Here is an 18,320-nt window from a genome sequence, read left to right as displayed (position 1 = left end):
GTGCAGTCTGACGTTGCATGAACAAGATCCTGGCACGGGGCGGTGCGGCCGCCATCCTCGTTGCAGCCATTGGCATGGCGGCATCGCCGGCTGTGGCACAAGACGAACCTCCCTTGCTCGACCCCGGCCTGCAGGGCCAGCTCGAACGCTGGCTCGGCGCCGGCCCCCTTTATCTCGACAACATCTACACGCGGCAGCCGGGCGACGACTCGCTCGACTTCCATGCCGCTGCAGACGGGCGCGGCAGCAATTTCACCTTGATGCGTGTCGCCAACGACGCCGGCGACAGCTGGGTGGTGGGCGGCTACAACCCGCGTAGCTGGTCTTCCACGGCCGGCTGGCACGTTTCCGAGCGCGACTGGCAACGCACCGCCTTCCTGTTCAACTACACCGACCCGGCCGTGTACCGCCAGCTGCTGCTCGATAACATCCTGCCCAGCCAGGGCTCGCGCCAGACCTATAACTGGCCCGATCACGGCCCCACCTTCGGCGCCGGGCCCGACCTCTTCGTCGACGACCGGCTGACCACTTCCATTTCCTGGCAACTGAGCTATGGCGACCCCGCCTTCGAAGGCCGCAGCATCATCGACGGCACCTATGGCGGACAATTCAGGCGGGTCGAAGCGCTCGAAACCTACGCCATTTCGCTCGTGCCCGAGCCGCCCGCCTATGCGCTGCTGCTCGGCGGCCTCGCGGTGGCCGCCTGGACCGCACGCCGCCGTCACCGCTGATACCCGCGCCAAGCTCTCTACCGATTCCCTGCGGAAACTCGACCCTCGTGTGTTGATGTGCCGCTAAGCTAGAAATTATCCACCGTGGCTAATTTCTGGTCATCATGTTGTCAATCTCCGCATTTACTATCATTCTGCTAATGAATGTAGCAGGCACATCTTGTGCGATAACCAATGGGGAACCCATGACGACTTTTGCATCCTTCGCACCGCGGCGCACGCTGCTGGCGACCTTGCTGGCAGGCCTTGCCGCCAGCGCCCATGCCGCCCCTGGCGACGTGGTCATCAGCCAGCTGTATGGCGCATCGAACAACGCCGGCGGCCAGTGGAGCCACGACTTCGTGGAGCTGTTCAACCGCAGCGATGCCCCGGTGCGGCTCGACGGCCTGAGCCTGCAATACCAGTCGGCGACCGGCAGTAACTGGGGTTCGGTCACGGTCTTGCCGGATGTGACCCTGGCGCCGGGCCAGTATTTCCTGGTGCTGGGCCGCAATGGCGGTGGCCCGAATGCGGTGGGCGAGGGCGATCACTTCAATAACGGCCTCGATATGGCGGGCGCCGCCGGCAAGGTGGCGTTGGTCAATGGACGCACTCAAATGTCCACGCCGGAAGGCGCCAACCTGGTCGACCTGGTCGGTTTCGGCACCGCCAACCGCTACGAAGGCGCGGCCGCGCCGGCGCCGTCGACCGTCAATGCGATCGCGCGCCTGGCCCAGGGCTGTCAGGATACCGACAATAACCGCGACGACTTCGTCGCCGGCCCGGTCGACGGTCCGCGCAGCACCCGTTCCCCGCTGGCGCCCTGCGACGGCAGCGGCGGCCCGGTCGTCAAGCCGATCGTCCCGAGCTGCCCGGCGGCGGTCCAGGTCGCCCAGGGCAGCGCGTCCTCGGCGCAGCTGTCGGCGGTCGACGCCGACAGCATGGTGACGCGGGCCGCCATCGTGGCCGGCGCCGTGCCCGGCGTCAGCCTCGCCGACTTCGCGCCTGCGAACGCCATCGGCGGCACGGCGACGGCGCGCCTGCTCATCGGCGACACGCTGGCCGGCGGCCGGTATCCGGTCCAGGTCGAGTTCGCCAACACCGAGGGCGACACCGAGCGCTGCACCGTCATCGTCGACGTCGCCGGCCAGTTGAGCATCCCGGCGATCCAGGGTTCGGGCCCGACCAGCGCCTATGTCGGCACCGTGCAAACCACGCAGGGCGTGATCACCGCCAAGGTCGGCGCCGGCTTCTTCATCCAGGACCCGCAGGGCGACGGCGATCCGTCGACGTCGGATGGCCTGTACATCTACGGCAAGACCACGGACTTGCCGGTCGGCACCCTGGTGCGCGTGACGGGCACGGTCGAGGAATACCGGCCGAGTGGCGCGACCCGCAGCTACACCGAGTTCAAGGATGTCGGCAGCATCGTGTCGCTGGGCGCCGGCCCGGCCATCGTGCCGACCAATATCGCGCTGCCGAACGCCAACCTGGCCGACGTGGAAGGCATGCTGGTGCGTTTCACCACGCCGCTGACCGTCAACGGCAACCGCAACCTCGGCGACCGCGGCGAACTGATCCTCGCCAACGGCCGCCGTGAGAACCCGACCAACCGTTATCCGCTCGGCTCGCCCGAGGCGCTTGCGCTCGCCCGCGAGCATGCGAGCAACCAGATCGTGCTGGACGACGGCATCTTCGTGGCCCCGGCCACCATCCCCTACCTGGCGGAGGACGGCACCGTGCGCGTGGGCGACACCGTGCACGACCTGACCGGCGTGGTCGACTACGGCGCGCTGGGCGGCGGCGGCGCCGGCTTCAAGCTGCAGCCGACCGTCACGCCGACCTTCGCGCGCACCAACGAGCGCACCCCGGCCCCGGCCTTGCCCGGCGCGATCAAGGTGGCCAGCGCCAACGTGCTCAATTTCTTTACCACCTTCACCGACGGCCGCGACGCTTGGGGCCGCAGCGGCCAGGGCTGCACCATCGGCAACCGCACCTCGGCGGGAGAGTGCCGCGGCGCCGACAACACGGCCGAGTTCGTGCGCCAGCGCGACAAGATCGTCGCTTCGCTGGCCCAACTCGATGCCGACGTGGTGGGCTTGATGGAAATCCAGAACAATGGCGACGTCGCGGTCGGCTACCTGGTCGAGCAACTGAATGCCGCCACCGCGGCCGGCACCTATGCGGTGGTGCCGAAGCCGGCGGCGCTGGGCACCGACGCGATCCGGGTGGCGATGATCTACAAGCCCGCCAAGCTGAGCCTGGCCGGCAGCGCGCTGTCGGACGGCCACGAGATCAACAACCGTCCGCCGATGGCCCAGGCCTTCAAGGCGAAGCAGGGCGGCGGCACGTTCTCGGTGATCGTGAACCACCTGAAATCGAAGGGCGGTTGCAGTGGCGCTGGCGCCGGGGACACCGACCCGGGCAATGGCGAAGGCTGCTGGGACCGCACCCGTACCGAGCAGGCCCGGCGCCTGAGCGACTATTTCATCCCGCAGGTGGTCAAGGCGGCCGGGGACCCGGACGTGCTGGTGATCGGCGACCTGAACGCGTATGCCTTCGAGAGCCCGATCAATCACCTGACCCAGCAGGCCGGCATGGTCAACCTGCTCGAGCGCTTCGTGCGTCCGCACGGCATGCCGTATTCGTATGTGTTCGACGGCCTGTCCGGCTACCTCGACCATGCGCTGGCAAGCGGCTCGCTGGCGCCGCAGGTGGCGGGCGCGGCCGAATGGCACAGCAACGCCGACGAGCCCGAAACCATCGACTACAACCTCGGCGATACGGCGCAAGACCCGTACCGCAAGAACGCCTGGCGCGCCTCGGACCACGATCCGCTGGTGGTGAGCCTGAACCTGGCCGGCTCCCATGCCGACGTCACGGCGTCCAGCAAGATCGTCATCGGCGGCTTCAGCATCAACCGGGCGACGGGCAAGACCACCGGCAACGTCACCATCACCAATACCAGCGGCCAGACCCTGAACGGTCCGCTGCACCTGGTGCTGCGGGGCCTGCCGTCCGGCGTCACGCTCGACAATCCGGCCGGCGTCCACGAGGGCGCGCCCTACATCACGCTGCCGCAGGCCGGCATCGCGCCGGGCGCCACGGTCACCATCGCCACCGCATTCAGCAATGGCGCCAAGCGTAACTTCACTTATACCCCGCAGCTGGTCTCCGGCGCGTTTTAAAGGAAAACACCATGTCGAACCTCGTATCCCTGTTGTTCCGTGTCTTGCTGGTGCTGTCGATCGCGGCCGGCGCCCCGGCGGCCCTGGCCGGTCCGTTGTACCGGGTCTCGCTCGATACCTCGGCCCTGGCCGGCACCGTCGGCTACCTCGACCTGGGCCTGAACGGCCCGCTGGATGCGGCGCCGACGGTGGCCCGCCTCGGCAACTTCAGCGGCGCCTTCCTGGAAGGCGGCATGACGTCGGGCGACGTCGGCGGCGACGTCGTGAATGGCGTCGTGTTGCGCAATGGTCCGGAGTGGAATTTCTTCGACCAGCTGGTCACGTTCGGCGGCCTGTTCAGCTTTGACGTCGAGTTCGACCTGGGCGAGGGCGCCAATGGCAGCCTGTTCAGCGTCGCCTTCGTCGACGACGCCCTCAATTACCTGGGCGCTGCCGGCAATGTGCTCGAGATGAACCTGGTCGCGGGCCAGAGTGTCGAGCTGCAACTGGTGGATGCCGCCTTCGCCAGCGTGGCCGAGGTGCCGGAGCCGGCCGCCTGGCTGCTGGTCGCGAGCGGCCTGGTGTTGCTGGCCGCGACGGGCCGTCTGCGCCAGCGCCGCTGACGCCGGCGTCGCGCGCTCAGGATCGGGGCAGGCTGGCCTCGAGCGCGGCGCGGCGCTGCGCATCGATGCGCCAGGCTTCGGCATTGCCGTCGATGATGCGCAGGCTGGCGCAGCCTTCGGCGGCGCAGTCGGGCGCCGGCATTGTCGCAGAGGCGATGGTGGCGATGGTGGCAACAACTGGGGCGCCCGGCGCCGGGGCCGGGACCGCGTTCGGGCCGGTTTCCGGCGTTCCCGCGAGGATGGGCGCACTGGCGGTCGTGCTGGCCGACGCGGTCTGGACGGTCGTGTCGAGGTCGTACTGGCCGCCGCAGGCAGCCAGGGCGGACGTCAGGGAGAGGGCGAGGATGGTGCGCAGGAAGGTCATGTGTGAACTCGAACAAGCTCGTCTTTAACGAATCTATTGTAGTCAGTAAATTTTTCCTGCACACAATTTTTTACATTTGCGAACACCCAAGTTCGGATTTGATGAAAACAGGATGCGCGACGTTCATGTCTTTTGCCTGCAAATGAGAAATATATCCACACGGAAACTTAAAGTGTTATGAGGTAAGCCTTTGGGCCTTGTGCTGTTCCGTAAGGGCCACGCAACAAATTTGGATGATACATTTGGTAACAGTCAGTCAAGGTGATCCGCTTGACCAGCTGTATCGTGCGCGCGAAGATGGCGGCATGAAAAAACTCATCCTCATCCTCCTGTTCGGCGCCAGCGCCGCCTGCACCACCCAGGCCCACGATCCGGTCCAGCCGCCGGCGAAGGACGGCGCCCCCCGGTCGTCGCGCTCCAGCCTGGCGCCACCGTGTCCGAGATCAAGCGCCTGATCGGCACGCCCACCTGCAGCGACAGCGCGCAATGCCGCTCGCTCCCGGTCGGCGCGCTGGCTTGCGGCGGCCCGCAGGAATACCTGCCGTATTCGACCGCGAAGACCGACGAAAAGGCGCTGCTGGCCCTGGCCGAGCGTTCGAAGACCGAGCGCCAGGCCGAGATCCAGCGCACCGGCGAAATGTCGATCTGCATCCATCGCCCCGACCCGGGCGCCGTCTGCGTCGCCGGCGCCTGCCAGCTGGGTTCGCCCGCAGCCTGAGTCTTTCCGTTCCTTCAAAAAGACAAAGCGCGCCGTGGCGCGCTTTGTCTTTTCAACCGGGGCCAGGGGCCCCGGACCTTTCGCTTACACGCCGACGTCCTTCGCCTTGACGCGTTGCGGACGCTCGGCCTTCGGCACCGGCTGGTTGGTCTCGACCTGCAGCACGGTGGTCGAGCCGATCGCGCCGCTGGCGTCGAGCAGGCGCACGCCGCCCAGGAAGCGCTTGCCGGTCGGCAGGCCGGACCAGCTGACCGCCACCGTCGCCTTGCCGCCGGCATAGACGTTGGCCGGCACCAGGGCGCGCAGGTTGCCGCCCTTGTCGGTGGTGTTGACGATCACCGAATGCAGGCCATACGAGGTGCTGCCACCCGACGCCGTGCTGTAGCCCAGCGTGCACAGGCGGTAGCTGCCTGCCGGCGGGGCCGCCAGCGCGATCGTCTCGTCCGAACCGTAGGTGGCCGAGTAGGCGGCCAGGTTGCCGGCAGCGTCCACCAGCACCAGGTCGAGGTCGTCGCCGCCATTGCCGCTGGTGTCACGGTCGAACAGTTCGAACTGCGCTGCCATCGTGTTGGCGGTAAAGGTCACCGGCGTCACGCGCACGCCGTACAGGCCGCGGTGGCAGGCGTCGGCCATCTGGGCCAGCGTGTCGATCGCCCCTGCGGGCGCCGGCGCCACCGTGTTCGCGCTGCGCACGATTTCCTTCAGGCCACCTACAGTCGAGCCCATCTTGCCGGAGAAGCCAGTGGTGATGCTCAGCGCCTTGCTGCCGCTGGCGCGGTCGCTCGAGATGAACGCAGGCGCGATGATCAGCTTGCCAGAGCGGGCCACGACCGGGCTGCGCACGGTGTGGCCGCCGCCGGTCCAGGTCAGCGTGCCGTACTGCCAGGCGTTTTCGGGCGCGCTGTTGCGGGTCAGCGTCACCGTGAACGACCTGGTCTGACCTGGTTCGATCGCCAGCGTGGCCGGGGTCACCACGGCGTCATAGCCCGGCACCGAGATCTGCGAGGTGAAGCTCGAGGTGCTTGCGCTGACGTTGGTCACCGAGCGGTTGATGGTCACCGAGCCGAGCACGTTGCCGACGGCGATCGACGGCAGGTTCAGGTCATAGCCGGGGATCTGGCCGCCCGCGCACTGGGTGGTGACGCCGGCGCCGCACAGGTATTTGCGGTAGTCGGCTTCGCCGATGTCGTACACCAGGCCCGGGTCGAGCGCGGCGGTCGGGTTGACGTGGCCCGCGCCCTGGGCGAACGGCAGCTGGCCGCGGATGTCGCCGGTCAGCGTGTCCGGGAAGGTGTCGGTCGCGGTGGTCATCAGCGCTGACTTGATCATCGCCGGCGACCAGGTCGGGTGTTTCTGGCGCAGCAGGGCGGAGAGGCCGGCCACGTGCGGCGCCGACATCGAGGTGCCCTGCATCGACACGAACTCGACCGGCGGCACCAGGGTGCCGTTGACGATGTCGTCATGCTGTTCCTGGGTCAGGCCCGGTGTGCCGCCGGCGATGATGTCCACGCCCGGCGCGGTCACGTCCGGCTTGAGCACGTTGGCGTCGGCGCGGTTCGGGCCGCGCGACGAGAAGCTGGCCATGATCGGGGCGTTCAGTTTCGACACGCCGACCACGAACTTGCTGATCGCGGCGGTGGCGTTGGCCGCGGTGGCGGCAGCATAGCTGCGGATCGCCTGGCCGTCGGCCTGGGTGACGTGGACCGAGGGCACCGAGTGCATGTCGGCGACCAGGCCGCTGCCGTTGTCGACCTGGATCATGCCGACGCCGCCGGCTTCGCGCACCGCGCGGCTCTTGTCGACGCGGTCGTTCTCGCCGCGGTTGCAGATCACGACCTTGCCGGCCACCTTGGCCGGATCGAGCACGGGCTGGCCGCCGTTGAACGAGGCGCTGTAGCACAGGGCGAGGCGGGAGGCGTTGGCGCCCGGCAGGCCGACAGTGGAGGCGTCGACCACCGGCTCGGCCGGCAGCGGTTCGGTATTCATCGAGGCGCCGGTGTATTTCTGGCCGTTGCCCAGGGTGACGGTGGCCTGGAACTCGCGGTTATGGGTCGAGGCGCCGACCGTGGTGTGCCACGGGCTGATGTGGGCCACCTGGTTGCCCGGGCCGTCGTTGCCGGCCGAAGCCACTGCAATGACGCCGGCATTGGCGGCGCCGAAGAAAGCCTGCTCGACCGGATCGGTGAGGGTGGTGCCGCCGCTGATCGAGAAGTTGATCACGTGGACGCCGTCAGCGACGGCCTTCTCAATGGCCGCCACGCTGTCGCCAACGTAGCAGCTGTTGCGCCGGCCGATGGTCACGCTGGGGTCGACATAGGTCCAGCACACCTTGTAGGAAGCGAGGCGTGCGCGCGGGGCGACGCCCGACATCTCGCCGATGTTGACGCCGGCCATGGTCACGTCCACGCCGTAGTTGCCGCCGGCGGTGGTCGAGGTGTGGGTGCCATGGCTGCCTTCGCCAATGTCGCCGCCCAGCGAATCGCGCGGCGAGGAGCGGAATTCGCTCCAGTGGGTGGTGCGGCCGGTGCTCAGGTAGATGTCGTCGAAGTACTGCGCGCCGATCAGCTTGTTGTTGCAGTGGGCCGTGGTGAAGCCTTCGCCGGTCTGGCAATCGCCCTGCCAGCGCGATGGCGGCGCCGAATAGGCCAGGCTGCCGCTGGTGTCGTGGGTCGGCTTGCCGTTGGCGTCCACGCGATCGGCGTAGGATGTGTGCTCTGGCCAGACGCCGCCGTCGACGATGCCGATGATGATGTCTTCGCCGGCCTCGGCCAGGCCGCCGAGCTTGGACCAGGCGCCGTTCGGACCGGTCAGCTTGAGGAAGTCGCGGGTCGAGACGGTGGTCAGTTCGCGCGGCACGTCGGGCGTGACCGCCAGCACGTCGCCGCGGCCGACCAGGGCGCGCACTTCGGCGTCGGTCAGCATGGCGGAGAAGCCGTTGAGCACCACCTTGTAGTCGTGCACGACGGGAGCGTTGCCGATGGCGGCGCGCACGGCGGCTTTCTTCTGGGCCAGGTAGCCGCTGTAGAGCTGGACGCTGGCGCTGTTCAGGTCGAGGCGCTGACCGGCGCGCGGCTGGGTGGCGGCCAGGCCGTTGACGCTGCCGTCATAGGAGGCGATCGGCTTGTCGGCCAGTTGCACGACATAGGGGCGGCGCGCGTCGTCGGCCTGGGCTGACAGCGACAGGCTGGTCAGTGCGAACAGGATGGCTGCGGAAATTGGGCGGAGTTTCATGGATGCGTGTCCTTGGATTCTGCGGGGTTCGGCTGTGATGTGACGGCGTGCTCAGGCATTGCGGCGGCGGGCGCGGGCGGCGAAGCCGAGCAGGCCGAGGCCGAACAGCGCGAGACTGGCCGGCTCCGGCACCTCGGCCAGGGCGTTTTCGAGCACCAGGTTGTCGATGGCAAACTGGCCGCGGTTGCTGTTGAATGCCGAGCAATTGCCGCTGCTGTTGCAAGTGAAGCCGAACATGGCCACGCTGACGAAGGCGGTGTTGGCGAAGGTCTCGAACGGCGAGTATTGGCCGAACAGGAAGCCTTGCGAGCTTGGGCCGTCGAGCAGCAGGTCTTGCAGCAGATAGCTGCCGTCGGCCAGGAAACCCTGCATCCGCAGCAGGCCGGAATAGATCGGATAGCCGCCCAAGGCCGCATCCAGGCCGATGAAGCTGGCGTCGATCGATTTCACCATGAAGGAAGCGGCAGTCTCGGACTCGACCCACACGATGCTGTCGTTGAAGGCGCCGTAATAGCCGCCTTCGCCGTTGACCGGGCACGCCATGCCGATGCAATAACTCGGATCGCTGGTGTCGACGATGGCGCCGACCAGGCTGCCCACGTCCGCCGGATTGTAGGCTTCGAAGCTCAGCTTGTACCCTTGTTCCTGCCAGCTGTCGCCACTGCCGAACACCATGCCTGCGCCGGCATCGAAATTGATGGTCGCGCCTTGGGCCGGAGCGGCGATGGCCGCGGCGCCAAGGGCCGCGGCGGCGAACTTGGCCAGCGGGCTGGTCAGGGAGGGTAATGCCATATGCGATTTCCGAGTCATGATTTGCCTTTGTGGTTGGGATTTCTCTCGCCTGGATACGGCGGGGCACTGCGTTTCGCACCTGAGGTTCAGGTTGCCAAGAAATATATCAATTGAACTAAGAAAAGTGTAAAAAAGTTTAACGAGAAATATTTTGACTTTCCACAACTTGCACTGATTAAATTTGGTTTCTCCTATGGGCAATCATTATTTCCACCTGTCTGTCACCTGTTTGAAATATGCATCGTTGTAAATAAGAAAGTTTTATTACACAAGATCAAGCGCCGTACGTCTTGCATCACGATGGTGTTTTTTTGAAAAGAACAGTTGTCGTCGCGCTCGGCAGCGTGTTACCTTTCACGGGCAGGATTTCAAAGAAGCAATCTAGGAGTCGCTTGATGGTTTTTGCTATGAAACAGGGCGCCGACGTCCGTCGCGGACGCAGCGCGGGCTTCACGCTGCTGGAGCTGCTGGTGGTGATCGTCATCATCGGCCTGCTTGCCGCCTATGTCGGACCCAAGTACTTCTCGCAGCTCGGCAAATCCGAAGTCACCGCCGCCCGCGCCCAGATCGACGCCTTCGACAAGACCCTCGACACCTACCGGCTCGACGTCGGCCGCTATCCAACCACCGAAGAAGGCCTGGCCGCCCTCATGACGGCGCCGCCGAGCGCCGGCGCCAAGTGGAACGGCCCCTATCTGAAGAAGGCGATTCCGCTCGACCCCTGGGGCAATCCCTACCAGTACCGGGCGCCGGGCGCCCGCGGCGAGTACGAGGTGCTGTCCCTCGGCAAGGATGGGCAACCTGGCGGCGCCGGCGACAACGCCGACATCACCAACTGAGCACGAACTGAACGTTCCTATTTCGCTTCACCGCAACCTCGCCGGGCATCCCATGCAGTTCGCCGTTCGCACCCTCGCGCCCGACATGTCGATCTCGAACATCGTCGTCGACGCGCCCGACGCCCAGGACGCGCGCCGCCAGGTCGAGGCGCGCGGCCTGTTCGTCAGCGCCGTCGAGCCGGCGCGCGGCGCGGCGCTGGCGCGCCCCAAGGGCGGCAAGCTCTCCCTCGTGCTGTTCAGCCAGGAGCTGCTGGCGCTGCTCAACGCCGGCCTGGGCATCGTCGAAAGCCTGGAGGCCCTGCTCGAGAAGGAAGCCGCGCCGTCCACGCGCGCCGTGCTCGAGCGCCTGCTGGCCGGCCTGCGCGAGGGCAAGCGCTTTTCCAGCGTGCTGGCGGCGCAGCCGGCGCTGTTCCCGCCGCTGTACGTCGGCATCGTGCGCGCCGCCGAAGGCACCAGCGACCTGCCGCGCGCGCTGGCGCGCTACATCGACTACCAGCAGCGCATCGACACCGTGCGTTCCAAGATCGTCAGCGCCTCGATCTATCCGGTGATCCTGTTGATGGTCGGCGGCGGCGTCAGCGCCTTCCTGATCGGCTACGTGGTGCCGAAGTTCGCCGAGGTCTACCACGGCGCCGGGCGCGACTTGCCGTGGATGTCCCAACTGCTGCTGGACTGGGGCCAGTTCGCGGCCGGCCACGGCGGCGCGATCCTGGTCGTCGCGGCGCTGCTGGTGGCCGGCCTGGTCGGCGCCGTGCGCCACTTGCTGCGCAGCGGCGGCATGGCGCGCCTGCTGGCGCGCCTGCCCGGCATCGGCGAGCGCGCCCGCGTCTACGAGCTGTCGCGCCTGTACCTGACCCTGGGCATGCTGACCGAGGGCGGCATCACCATCGTCGGCGCGATCGAGACGGTGCAGCCGATGGTGTCAGGCCACCTGGCGCGCAACCTGGCCGCGGCGCGCGCCGCGATCGAGGCCGGCCAGCCGCTGTCGAACGCCTTCGAGGCCCACGGCCTGACCACGCCGATCTCGCTGCGCATGCTGCGCGTGGGCGAGCGCACCGGCGACATGGGGCCGATGCTGACCCAATCCGCCGCCTTCTACGATGGCGAGATCGGCCGCTGGATCGACCGCTTCACGCGCACCTTCGAGCCGCTGCTGATGGCGGCCATCGGCCTGGTGGTGGGCGCCATCGTGGTGCTGCTGTACATGCCGATCTTCGACCTGGCGGGAGACATGTCGTGAACGCGGAACCCTTCGACACGGCGCTGCTGGCGCGCGCCCGGGCCGCGGCCGCCGTCTCGCGGCGCGGCCTGGTGCTCGAGCTCGAAGCCCTGACCGGGCGCGATCCGCGCGAACTGGTGAAGGAACTGGCCGCGCCGTTCGGCCTCGCGGTGATGGAGACCGGCGCCATGCTGGCGCTGGCCCCGGCCTTCGAACTCTTGCCGCTGGCCCAGGCGCTGTCGCGCCACTGCGCGCTGCTGCGCCACCCGGACGGGCGCCTGACCGGCGTGCTGGCCGATCCCTTCGACCTCGACCTGCAGACCTGGCTCGGGGCCCAGGCGCGCGCCAGCGCCAGGAACCCGTTGGATGTATGCCTGGCGCTGCAGTCCGACATCCAGGCCTATCTGTCGAAACAGGAAGAGTCGGCGCGCGCCGTCGACTCGCTGGTGGGCGGCGCCCAGGATGCGCGGCGCGACGGCAAGTCCGGCACCGTGCTGTCGTTCGCCTCGGTGTCGGAAGCGGGCAGCCCGGCCGTCAAGCTGGTCAACTCGACGCTGTACGACGCATTGAAGGCCGGCGCCTCGGACATCCACCTGGAGAGCACCGCCGGCGGGCTGGCCGTCAAGTACCGGGTCGACGGCGTGCTCGATCACGCCGCCACCGTGGGCGGCATCGAGCTGGCCGAGCACATCATCTCGCGCCTGAAGGTGCTGGCCGAACTCGACATCGCCGAGCGCCGCGTGCCGCAGGACGGCAGCTTCCGGGTCGAGGCGGGCGGGCGCGACATCGACCTGCGGGTCTCGATCATGCCCAGCATCCACGGCGAGGACGCGGTGATCCGTATCCTCGACAAGCGCGCCATGATCGAGGCCTATGGCGCGCTCACGCTCGAGGCGCTGGGCTTCGACGCGCCGTCCCTGGTGAGCTTGCGCCAGCTGGCCCAGGAGGCGTACGGGATGCTGCTGGTGACCGGCCCCACCGGTTCGGGCAAGACCACCACCCTGTACGCGGCGCTGACCGAGATCCACAACGGGCGCGAGAAAATCATCACCATCGAGGACCCGGTCGAATACCAGCTGCCGGGCATCCTGCAGATTCCGGTGAATGAAAAGAAGGGCCTGACCTTCGCCAAGGGACTGCGTTCGATCCTGCGCCACGACCCCGACAAGATCATGGTGGGCGAGATCCGCGACCGCGAGACCGCCGAGATCGCGGTGCAGTCGGCCCTGACCGGCCACCTGGTGCTCACCACCGTCCACGCCAACAATGTGTTCGACGTGTTCGGCCGCTTCACCCACATGGGCATCGATCCGTATGCCTTCGTCTCGGCCCTGAACGGCATCTGGGCCCAGCGCCTGATCCGCATGTGCTGCCCGCGCTGCGCCGAGCGCTACGAGCCGGACGCGCACGAGCTGGCCTCGGTGCACCTGGCGCGCGAAGAAGTGGCGGACTATGTCTTCATGCGCGGCAAGGGCTGCGGCGACTGCCGCGGCACCGGCTACAAGGGCCGCCGCTCGATCGCCGAAATCCTGACCCTGAACGACGAGATCCGCGAGCTGATCGTCGACAAGCAGCCGATCCGCCGCATCAAGGCCGCGGCCCACGCCAACGGCACCCGCAGCCTGCGCCTGGCGGCGCTCGACCTGGTGCGGCGCGGCGCCACCACGATCGACGAGATCAAGCGGGTGACCCTGCATGCGTAGATTGAACTTTCCTCCCATCGGACAAGCCTTGCGCCTGGGCGTGGCCGCGGGCGGCCTGGCCCTGGTCAAGACCAGCCGCCTGTTCGGCGGCGCGCCGCTGGCCTTGTCGGAGCAGCCGCTCGACCTGTTCGCGCCCGACGCGCTGGCGCGTGGCCTCCCGATGCTGTTTGCCGACCTGCCGGTCAAGGGCTGGCCTGTGAGCGTGGTGCTGGCCGACGAGCTGGTGCGCCTGTGGCAAGTGCCGCCGCCGCCGGGCGCCACCCGCATGGGCGACCTGGAGGCGGCCGCCGCGCTGCGCTTCCAGCACCTGTTCGGGGCGTCCGGCGCCGACTGGAAGATCAGCGCCGACTGGGATGCGGTCGATCCCTTCCTGGCCGCGGCGGCGCCCGTGGCGCTGCTCGACGCGCTGGCGGCGGCCGCCCGGGAGCACGGTTTCCACCTGGTCGAGGTGAGCCCGCAATTCGTCGCCGCCATGAACGCCTGGCGCCGCGAACGCCGGCCCGGCGCCTGGTTCGGCCTGGTCCATGGCGGCGTGCTGTCGCTCGCGGCCTACGAGGGCCGCAAGCTGGCGGCGGTGAGGAGCGCCCCGATCCCGGCGGGGGCCGACCGCGACTGGCTCGAATCCCATATTGCGCGCGAAGCGCTGCGGGTCGGGATCGCGCGGCCCGAGCGCCTGCAGCTCTCCGGCGCGGCTCCCGCCGCCTGGGCCAGCAGTCCGGGACGGCTGAAATTCGCCTGCAGCCTGCTCGAGCAGCTTGATGACTGGTCGGAACTGGCGCGCCTGGCCCGCACCGGGGTGCCGGCATGAAGCGCACCCGCATCGATTTCGCGCCCCCGAGCCTGCGCCGCACGCTGTTTCGCACGCCGCCGACCCTGGCCTATACGCTGCCGGGCGTGCTGGCGCTGTGCATCCCGGCGCTGTTCATGACCCAGCGCTATTTTGAACAGCAGGAAGAAGTTCGCGATCTGCAGGCGGCGCTGGCCGCGCGCAGCGCGCCGGCGCCAGTTGCCGCGCTGCCGGCCGCGCCGATCGCCGTGTCTCCGACCCAGGCCGGGGCCGTCAATGCCGCCATCCTGCAACTGAACCTGCCGTGGCGCGACCTGGCGGCGGCGCTGGGCGAAGCCACGCCGAACACGATCGCGCTGCTGGCGCTGGAACCGGACGCGAAGCGGCGCACGGTGCGCATCAGCGCCGAGGCGCGCTCGAGCGACGAGATGCTGGCCTATATCACGCGCCTGCAGGCCGAGGAATGGTTCAGCAGTGTGGTGCTGCTGCGCCATGAGGTGATGGAGCAGGACCCGAACCGCCCGCTGCGGTTCCAGGTCAGCGTGCAGTGGGAGAGCGCGTGAAGACGGGCGCATTGCTGCTGCGCGCGCGCCTGCTGCTGGCGCGCGTCGATCCGCTGGTGGCCCTGGTGCTGGCGCTGATGCTGGCCGGCGCCGCGGTCCAGGCGGCGCTGGTGCCGGCGCGCGCGCGACTGGACGCGGAATACGAGGCGGCGCGCCGGGCGGCGCGCACGCCGCTGCCGCCGCAGCCTGTTCCTGCGGCGGCGCCGCCCAGCAGCGACCAGAACCTGCGGCACTTCTATGCGACCCTGGGCGAGCGCCGCGGCGTGGAGCGTCAGTTGAAGGAAGTGTTCGCGCTGGCCGAGCGCCACGGCCTGGCGCTGCGCCAGGGCGAATACCGGGCCACGAACGACCGCAACGCGAAGCTGGTGGCCTACCAGGTCAACCTGCCGGTGAAGGGCAGTTATGGCGCGATCTGGGAATTCGCGATGGACGTGCTGCGCGCGATTCCGCATGCCTCGCTGGACGACGTGGCCTTCCGCCGCGACAGCGTGGGCGAGGCCGGGGTCGAGGCGCGCCTGCGCCTGACCTTCTATCTCACGGAAGGAAGCAAGTCTTGAAGCCGCGCCACATTGCCATGGGCGTGGCGCTGGCGCTGGCCGCCGGCCTGGTCGTCTTTGGCGACAACGCGCCGGAGGCGGAACTGGCCGAGCCGGTCGAACGCGCGGCTGTTACGCCCCCCTTGCGTAGCACCGCGCCGGCCATCAGGAAAACCGGCGACGACGTGGCCATCGCGCGCCTGATCCCGCGCGAGACCTTGATCGGCGCCAGCGGCGACCGTTTCGGGGAGGGAGAAAACAGCCTGTTCGCGCGCCATGACTGGACGCCGCCGCCACCGCCGCCATCGAACGAGCCGCCGCCCCCGCCACCGCCGCCGAGCGCGCCGCCGCTGCCGTTCACCTATCTCGGCAAGTCGCTGCAGGACGGCGTGTGGCAAATCTACCTGGCGCGCGGCGAACGCACCTATCTCGTCCAGGATGGCGAAACCATCGATGGCACCTACCGCGTGGACGCGATCCGTCCACCGGTGCTGACCCTGACTTACCTGCCGCTGGAGCAACGACAGCAGCTCAATATTGGAGTATTCGACTGATGGTGCGAACCCGGATTCAAGGTCTTGGCCTGCTGCTGCTTCCACTGCTGCTGGCAGGCTGCGCGGCCCAGCGCGCCTACCAGGAAGGCAACGAGCTGGTGGCCCGGGACCAGGTGGGCGCCGGCCTGGCCAAGTACCAGGAAGCGCTGGCGTCCGAGCCGGACAACCCGGTCTACCGGGCGGCCTTCCTGCGCGCGCGCGACAACGCCACCGCGCGCCTGGTGGACCAGGCCGAGCGCGCGCTGGCGGCCGGCCAGGTGGACCTGGCGACCCAGGATTTCCGCCGCGTGCTGGCGATCGATCCCGTCAACGACCGCGCCCGCGCCGGCCTGCGCCAGGTCGAGGCCGAGCGCCGCCATGCGGCCGCCATCGTCGAAGCGCGCGCCGCCCTCGACAAGGACGAACTCGAGACCGCGCGGCAACTATTGGCGGCGGTGCTCACCGAACGCCCCGCGCACGAGGCGGCGCGCCAGCTGATGCAGGAAGTCGACGCCAAGGCCGCCGCCGCGCCGAAGGGCCAGGCGGCGCTGGCGGCCAGCTACCGCAAACCGATCAGCCTGGAGTTCCGCGAGGCGCCGCTCAAGCAGGTGTTCGAGGTCATCGCGCGCCATTCGGGCCTGAACTTCATCTTCGACAAGGACGTCAAGGCCGATACCCGCACCTCGATCTTCCTCAAGAACAGCACGGTCGAGGCGGCGGTGTATTACCTGTTGATGACTAACCAGCTCGAGCGCCAGGTCATGGACGGCAACACGGTCCTGATCTACCCGAACGTGGCGGCCAAGGTCCGCGAATACCAGGAGATGACGGTCAAGACCTTCTTCCTGGCCAATGCCGAAGCCAAGAGCATCGCCAACACGTTCAAGACCATCCTCAAGGCGCGCGACGTGGTGGTGGACGAGAAGCTGAACCTGGTGATCCTGCGCGACAACCCGGAAGCGATCCGCATCGCCACCCAGCTGGTGGCCCTGCAGGACGTGCCCGAGCCCGAGGTCATGCTCGACGTCGAGGTGCTCGAGATCCGCCGCAGCAGCGTGATGGACCTCGGCATCGCCTGGCCGGCGGGGCTCTCGTTCACGCCGCTGCAGACGCTGAACGGCGCCCCGCTGACGATCGACGACCTGCGCAACTTCAACAGCAGCAATATCGAAGTGAGCGGCATCGGCGCGTCGCTCAACGCCAACAAGACCGACGGCGACACCAATACCCTGGCCAATCCGCGCATCCGCGTGCGCAACAAGGAGAAAGCCAAGGTCGTCATCGGCGACAAGATCCCGAACATCTCGGCCACGGTGTCGTCCGGCATCGGCGGCTTCGCATCCGAAAACATCAACTACATCGACGTCGGCCTGACGCTGAACGTGGAGCCGACCATCTACCTCAACAACGAGGTGGCGATCCGCATCGGGCTCGAGGTCAGCAGCCTGGGCGAATCGGTGCGCACCACCAGCGGCACCGTGGCCTACCGCATCGGCACCCGCTCGGCCAACACGCTCCTGCAACTGAAGGATGGCGAGAACCAGGTGCTGGCGGGCCTGATCAGCAATGAAGACCGCAGCAGCGGCAGCAAGGTGCCTGGCATCGGCGAGCTGCCGGTGGTCGGCCGCCTGTTCGGCAGCCAGCGCGACCAGCGCGACCGCACCGAGATCGTGCTGTCGATCACCCCGCGCATCGTGCGCGCCGTGCAGCGCCCGCCGGCGTCGGCGTCGGAATTCGGCGCCGGCACCGAGGCCAGCTTCCGGCGCCGGCCCGACAACGTGGTGCGGGTGCAGGTCACAGGTTCGCCGATCCGCGCGCCAGCCCCGGCGCCGGCGGTCGAAACGACCCCGGTCGCGCCGCCGCCGGACGCTACCCCAAGCTTCTCGGTGCCGCCATCCGCCTTGCCGGCCACGCCGCAACTGGGCTCGCCGCCATCGGCGCCGCCGGGCGCGCCGGCGCCGCCGCCTGAGCCGGCGCCGGCGCCCGAACCCGAGGTCGTGCCGGCCGCCTATCCGCCGGGCGTCAATCCGCCGATTCCGCAGCGATGAACGTGCAGGCGCGGCGCGCAGCCACTGGATTCACGCTGATCGAACTGCTGGTCACGCTGGCCATCCTCGCGCTGCTGGGCACCCTGGTGCTGCCGGTGGCCGAGGTCACCGTGCAGCGCCGCGACGAACAGGAACTGCGGCGCGCGCTGCGCGAGATCCGCGCTGGCCTCGACGCCTACAAGAAGGCCGGCGACGAAGGCCGCGTGAGCAAGGCGGCGGACGCCAGCGGCTACCCGGAACGCCTGGAGCTGCTGGTCGAAGGCGTGCCTGACCTGCGCAGCCCGAAGCAGGCCAACATCTACTTTTTGCGGCGCCTGCCGCGCGACCCCTTCAATCCCGATGCCGAGCTGTCGGACGCCGCCACCTGGGGCAAGCGCAGCTACGCCAGCGAGCCCGACGAGCCGAAGGAGGGCGACGACGTCTACGACGTGTATTCGACCTCGCAGCACATTGGCCTGAACGGCATCCCCTACAACAAATGGTGAAC

17 protein-coding genes are annotated in these 18,320 nt (G+C 68.3%); 14 read left to right on the top strand and 3 right to left on the bottom strand.

Annotation, left to right across the window (positions count from 1 at the left end; genetic code table 11):
• The first annotated feature begins 17 nt into the window (after window positions 1-17).
• From LO55_RS25275 to LO55_RS25265, 3 genes are all read left to right on the top strand, one after another.
• Complete coding sequence (locus LO55_RS25275; RefSeq protein ID WP_071363588.1) at window positions 18-731, top strand: PEP_CTERM-anchored TLD domain-containing protein; 714 nt, start codon at window positions 18-20, stop codon at window positions 729-731.
• 185 nt (window positions 732-916) lie between these two features.
• Complete coding sequence (locus tag LO55_RS25270; RefSeq protein ID WP_071363587.1) at window positions 917-3,898, top strand: ExeM/NucH family extracellular endonuclease; 2,982 nt, start codon at window positions 917-919, stop codon at window positions 3,896-3,898.
• An 11-nt stretch (window positions 3,899-3,909) separates the two neighbouring features.
• Window positions 3,910-4,500, top strand: a complete 591-nt coding sequence (locus LO55_RS25265) for an NF038129 family PEP-CTERM protein (RefSeq protein ID WP_071363586.1) — start codon at window positions 3,910-3,912, stop codon at window positions 4,498-4,500.
• A gap of 16 nt (window positions 4,501-4,516) precedes the next feature.
• Here the strand turns inward: LO55_RS25265 and LO55_RS25260 are convergent, their stop codons facing one another.
• Entirely contained in the window at window positions 4,517-4,864 is a 348-nt protein-coding gene (locus tag LO55_RS25260) for a hypothetical protein (RefSeq protein ID WP_071363585.1), read from the bottom strand.
• A 305-nt stretch (window positions 4,865-5,169) separates the two neighbouring features.
• Here LO55_RS25260 and LO55_RS26845 point away from each other — a divergent pair, with 305 nt between their 5' ends.
• Together LO55_RS26845 and LO55_RS25255 are read left to right on the top strand one after the other, a co-directional pair.
• On the top strand, window positions 5,170-5,319 hold the full coding sequence (locus LO55_RS26845; protein WP_177185579.1) for a hypothetical protein: 150 nt from the start codon (window positions 5,170-5,172) through the stop codon (window positions 5,317-5,319).
• On the top strand, window positions 5,298-5,582 hold the full coding sequence (locus tag LO55_RS25255) for a hypothetical protein (protein ID WP_071363584.1): 285 nt from the start codon (window positions 5,298-5,300) through the stop codon (window positions 5,580-5,582). Before LO55_RS26845 ends, LO55_RS25255 begins: the two co-directional genes overlap by 22 nt.
• Before the next feature lie 84 nt (window positions 5,583-5,666).
• Here the strand turns inward: LO55_RS25255 and LO55_RS25250 are convergent, their stop codons facing one another.
• Together LO55_RS25250 and LO55_RS26575 are read right to left on the bottom strand one after the other, a co-directional pair.
• Complete coding sequence (locus LO55_RS25250) at window positions 5,667-8,813, bottom strand: S8 family peptidase (RefSeq protein ID WP_071363583.1); 3,147 nt, start codon at window positions 8,811-8,813, stop codon at window positions 5,667-5,669.
• A 51-nt stretch (window positions 8,814-8,864) separates the two neighbouring features.
• The gene (locus LO55_RS26575; RefSeq protein ID WP_177185578.1) at window positions 8,865-9,605 is read right to left on the bottom strand and encodes an NF038120 family PEP-CTERM protein; all 741 of its coding nucleotides are present in this window, start codon (window positions 9,603-9,605) and stop codon (window positions 8,865-8,867) included.
• 395 nt (window positions 9,606-10,000) lie between these two features.
• Between LO55_RS26575 and gspG the strand changes: the two genes are divergently transcribed.
• From gspG to LO55_RS25200, 9 genes are read left to right on the top strand one after another with little or no spacing between them, the layout of a single operon-like run.
• Window positions 10,001-10,444 (top strand): type II secretion system major pseudopilin GspG, encoded by a 444-nt coding sequence (gene gspG, locus LO55_RS25240; RefSeq protein WP_005669214.1) that lies wholly within the window; start codon window positions 10,001-10,003, stop codon window positions 10,442-10,444.
• A 52-nt stretch (window positions 10,445-10,496) separates the two neighbouring features.
• Entirely contained in the window at window positions 10,497-11,684 is a 1,188-nt protein-coding gene (locus tag LO55_RS25235; RefSeq protein ID WP_071363581.1) for a type II secretion system F family protein, read from the top strand.
• Window positions 11,681-13,366 carry a GspE/PulE family protein gene (locus LO55_RS25230; protein ID WP_071363580.1) on the top strand — a complete coding sequence of 562 codons (1,686 nt, stop codon included), beginning with the start codon at window positions 11,681-11,683 and terminating at the stop codon, window positions 13,364-13,366. Before LO55_RS25235 ends, LO55_RS25230 begins: the two co-directional genes overlap by 4 nt.
• Entirely contained in the window at window positions 13,359-14,174 is an 816-nt protein-coding gene (locus LO55_RS25225; RefSeq protein ID WP_071363579.1) for a hypothetical protein, read from the top strand. The genes LO55_RS25230 and LO55_RS25225 overlap by 8 nt, the downstream gene beginning before the upstream one ends.
• Complete coding sequence (locus tag LO55_RS25220; protein ID WP_071363578.1) at window positions 14,171-14,716, top strand: PilN domain-containing protein; 546 nt, start codon at window positions 14,171-14,173, stop codon at window positions 14,714-14,716. The genes LO55_RS25225 and LO55_RS25220 overlap by 4 nt, the downstream gene beginning before the upstream one ends.
• Window positions 14,713-15,273 carry a hypothetical protein gene (locus LO55_RS25215; protein WP_005669224.1) on the top strand — a complete coding sequence of 187 codons (561 nt, stop codon included), beginning with the start codon at window positions 14,713-14,715 and terminating at the stop codon, window positions 15,271-15,273. The genes LO55_RS25220 and LO55_RS25215 overlap by 4 nt, the downstream gene beginning before the upstream one ends.
• Window positions 15,270-15,806, top strand: coding sequence for a hypothetical protein (locus tag LO55_RS25210; RefSeq protein ID WP_071363577.1), 537 nt, complete (start codon window positions 15,270-15,272; stop codon window positions 15,804-15,806). The genes LO55_RS25215 and LO55_RS25210 overlap by 4 nt, the downstream gene beginning before the upstream one ends.
• Window positions 15,806-17,833: a secretin GspD/PilQ domain-containing protein gene (locus tag LO55_RS25205; protein WP_071363576.1), complete on the top strand. Its 2,028-nt coding sequence runs from the start codon at window positions 15,806-15,808 to the stop codon at window positions 17,831-17,833. Before LO55_RS25210 ends, LO55_RS25205 begins: the two co-directional genes overlap by 1 nt.
• Window positions 17,830-18,318, top strand: coding sequence for a type II secretion system protein (locus tag LO55_RS25200; protein ID WP_071363575.1), 489 nt, complete (start codon window positions 17,830-17,832; stop codon window positions 18,316-18,318). Before LO55_RS25205 ends, LO55_RS25200 begins: the two co-directional genes overlap by 4 nt.
• Window positions 18,319-18,320: the final 2 nt, after the last annotated feature.

Origin of the sequence: Massilia timonae (assembly GCF_001866515.1) — a bacterium.
Taxonomy (GTDB): Bacteria; Pseudomonadota; Gammaproteobacteria; order Burkholderiales; family Burkholderiaceae_D; genus Telluria; species Telluria timonae.
This window is presented reverse-complemented; position numbering and strand designations above follow the sequence as displayed.